This is a genomic window from Phyllobacterium sp. P5_D12 (assembly GCF_054049495.1).
The window spans coordinates 1-2,832 of the sequence record NZ_JBFUMG010000563.1 but is presented as its reverse complement, the minus strand read 5'-3'; the positions used below and the strand labels follow the sequence as shown (position 1 = coordinate 2,832).

At 54.6% G+C, this 2,832-nt stretch carries 3 protein-coding genes and 1 pseudogene; 1 reads left to right on the top strand and 3 read right to left on the bottom strand.

Annotated elements, in window-relative coordinates:
* Together ACXJ5O_RS23525 and ACXJ5O_RS23520 are read right to left on the bottom strand one after the other, a co-directional pair.
* Window positions 1–202, bottom strand: a pseudogene (locus tag ACXJ5O_RS23525) (ornithine carbamoyltransferase); the annotation flags it as partial.
* A gap of 11 nt (window positions 203–213) precedes the next feature.
* The gene (locus tag ACXJ5O_RS23520; protein ID WP_457302017.1) at window positions 214–1,419 is read right to left on the bottom strand and encodes an acetylornithine transaminase; all 1,206 of its coding nucleotides are present in this window, start codon (window positions 1,417–1,419) and stop codon (window positions 214–216) included.
* A gap of 494 nt (window positions 1,420–1,913) precedes the next feature.
* Between ACXJ5O_RS23520 and ACXJ5O_RS23515 the strand changes: the two genes are divergently transcribed.
* Entirely contained in the window at window positions 1,914–2,438 is a 525-nt protein-coding gene (locus ACXJ5O_RS23515; protein WP_457302016.1) for a GcrA family cell cycle regulator, read from the top strand.
* 71 nt (window positions 2,439–2,509) lie between these two features.
* Here the strand turns inward: ACXJ5O_RS23515 and ACXJ5O_RS23510 are convergent.
* The coding region (locus tag ACXJ5O_RS23510; protein ID WP_457302015.1) for an ATP-binding protein at window positions 2,510–2,832 on the bottom strand (323 nt) is incomplete at its 5' end.

The following is a 2,832-nucleotide window of genomic DNA, read 5'->3' as shown; positions in this document are numbered from 1 at the left end:
TGCCTACATCGAAGGACACGCGCGTGCGCGTTGAAGGCTTGTCGAATATCATTGCCAGCACCTTGCCGGCAAAGGGTTTTTCGATATTGCCGGCTTTGAGACGCGTTTTGCGGTCGCGCGCATCGTTAAGAATGTGCCGCAGATCACTGGGCGAAAGCGCCGAGATGTCCGTAAAATGACGGAGGTCCTGTTTGATCATCATAAGACTTGTCTCTACGCGCTTTTCAGTCTGGCTGTAACYGACAGACGCTCGGCTGCAGCTTCGATCCGCGTGAGAGCCTCACGGGCATCCGCTTCGGTTGCAACCAGTGGTGGCAAAAGGCGGATGACGTTGTCGCCCGCGCCGACGGTAAGCAAATGTTCATCGCGCAATGCTTGAACCATCGTCGTGTTTGGTACAGCGCACTTCAGACCGATCAGTAAGCCGCGGCCACGCACCTCGGAAATCGCTTCCGGATAGCGATCAGAAATTGAGGCCAGCCCCTGTTTCATAAACAGCGCAATCTGCTGCACATGATCAAGGAAACCTTCTTCAAGAACGACGTCAAGGACTGCATTGCCTACAGCCATGGCTAACGGATTGCCACCGTAGGTCGTGCCATGCACGCCGGCAGTCATGCCCTTGGCGGCTTCGGCGGTCGCAAGACATACACCGAGGGGAAAGCCGCCACCAATGCCTTTGGCGACGGCTACGATGTCCGGCTTGATGCCAGACCATTCGTGCGCGAAGAGCTTGCCCGTGCGGCCCATGCCTGTCTGAACCTCGTCAAGGATCAATAGCAAGCTGTGTTCGTCGCAGAGCTTGCGCAGCGCGCGCAGTTCCTCGTCGGGCACCGGACGCACACCGCCCTCGCCCTGGATCGGTTCGATCAATATGGCGGCGGTTTCGGGTCCAATGGCTGACTTCAATGCCTTTTCGTCACCGAAAGCTACCTGATCAAAGCCTTCGACCTTTGGTCCAAAACCCTCAAGGTATTTCAGCTGACCACCAGCGGCAATCGTCGCCAGCGTACGGCCATGGAAGGCGCCTTCAAACGTGATGATGCGGAATCGCTCGGGATTACCGTTAACGTAGTGATAGCGCCGCGCTGTCTTGATCGCGCATTCTAGCGCCTCTGCACCGGAATTGGTGAAGAAGGCCTTGTCGGCGAAGGTATTATCGACGAGCCGCTGGCCCAAGCGCTTTTGGCCTGGAATTTCATAGATGTTGGAGACATGCCAAAGCTTCTCGGCTTGACTTTTCAAGGCCTCGACGAGGTGCGGATGCGCATGGCCAAGCGAATTGACCGCGATACCGGCAGCGAAGTCGAGATAGCGATCACCGGATTCGGTAATTAGCCACATGCCCTCACCTCGCTCAAAGCGCAGATCCGCACGAGCATAAGTGTCGTAAAGCGGTTGCGCGTTTGCGTCCGTCATATCGTCAAGGGCCTCCAAAACCCAGTTTGCCAAACCTGCTGATTACAAAGAAAAACCGGCAGTGATGAAATCAAAAAGCCGCCCCACAATGCCATTTTAGGGGGCGGCCACACAATGGTAATATCGTCATTCGGACCTCAGTTGTCAAATGAACACTTTACAAGTCTTCAGTGCCACCTGAGCTCTCGATGCATTCAAGATTTCCTCCCTGCAACTCTAACGAGCAAGCCCAAGCCGCTTAGCGAGTGTTTTTTTGCAACAGTTAACCGCGCAAGTTGGGGAAAACCCCAAAAACCCATACTGTGACACTMGCCCGACTCTTGTCACAGAGTCATCCCATATTGTACGTTGAGAAACGAAATAGCTAGATTTCGTGCGGCGTCCTCGTCATCTGAATAGATATAGTATCAGGCCAATCTGGAGCAATCCAGATACGAGGAAGGATTCAGTCTAACGTCCGCACAAAACTGAGCCCCATATGGAGCTAGGAAACGATGAACTGGACAGATGAGCGCGTAGAGCAGCTAAAGAAACTTTGGGCCGAAGGTCTGAGTGCAAGCCAGATCGCAGCACAACTGGGTGGTGTCAGCCGCAATGCTGTCATTGGCAAGGTACATCGGTTGAAGCTGTCGGGACGTGGCAAGACCACATCGACCCAGACACGCAGCAAGAAGGTCAACACCGGTGCGTCCAGCAGTCATCGAAGCGCCGGCTCCCTCGGACACATGTCGAGCAGGGTTGTAAACCGCAGTGTCGGCGCAACCGCATTGCAGACAGAATACAGCACTGATCTCGTGACGCACACTGTCACGAAAACGGTGACCGATGTCGTCGTACCAATTTCTCGGCGACTTGAACTGGTGCAGTTGAGCGAGCGAACCTGCAAATGGCCAGTCGGGGATCCTCTACAGCCGGATTTCAATTTCTGCGGTAATGATGTTGGCGAATCCGGGCCTTACTGCACCTATCATTCCCGTTTGGCGTATCAGCCGGCTTCGGATCGCCGCCGCATCCGGTAAGTTCCAGTGTAGACAACCCATCGAGGCGCCGAGTGGCGCCTTTTTTGTTACGAACTGTGGCCTTTCAGAGGTCAAAACACGACGGTGAACGACGAGCCTTCGCCGACTTTAGACCGGACGATCAGCCGTGCGCGATGTCGTGTAAGGATGTGTTTGACGATAGCAAGGCCAAGACCAGTTCCCTTTTGAGCTCGGCTCGTCTCTAGGCTGACACGGTAGAACCGCTCAGTAAGCCGCGGTATATGCTCGTCCGGAATGCCCGGACCGAAATCCTGTATCGTGGCCTTGATAGACCCACCATCCCGCTTTAACTCGATGATAATCTTTTTGCCGGATTGGCCATATTTGCAGGCATTTTCCAGGAGGTTTTGGAAAACCTGTGTCAGTTCTGTCC

Coding starts and splice junctions, on each gene's coding strand:
- ACXJ5O_RS23515 (WP_457302016.1), top strand. CDS start 1,914: ATGAACTGGACAGATGAGCGCGTAGAGCAGCTAAAGAAACTTTGGGCC.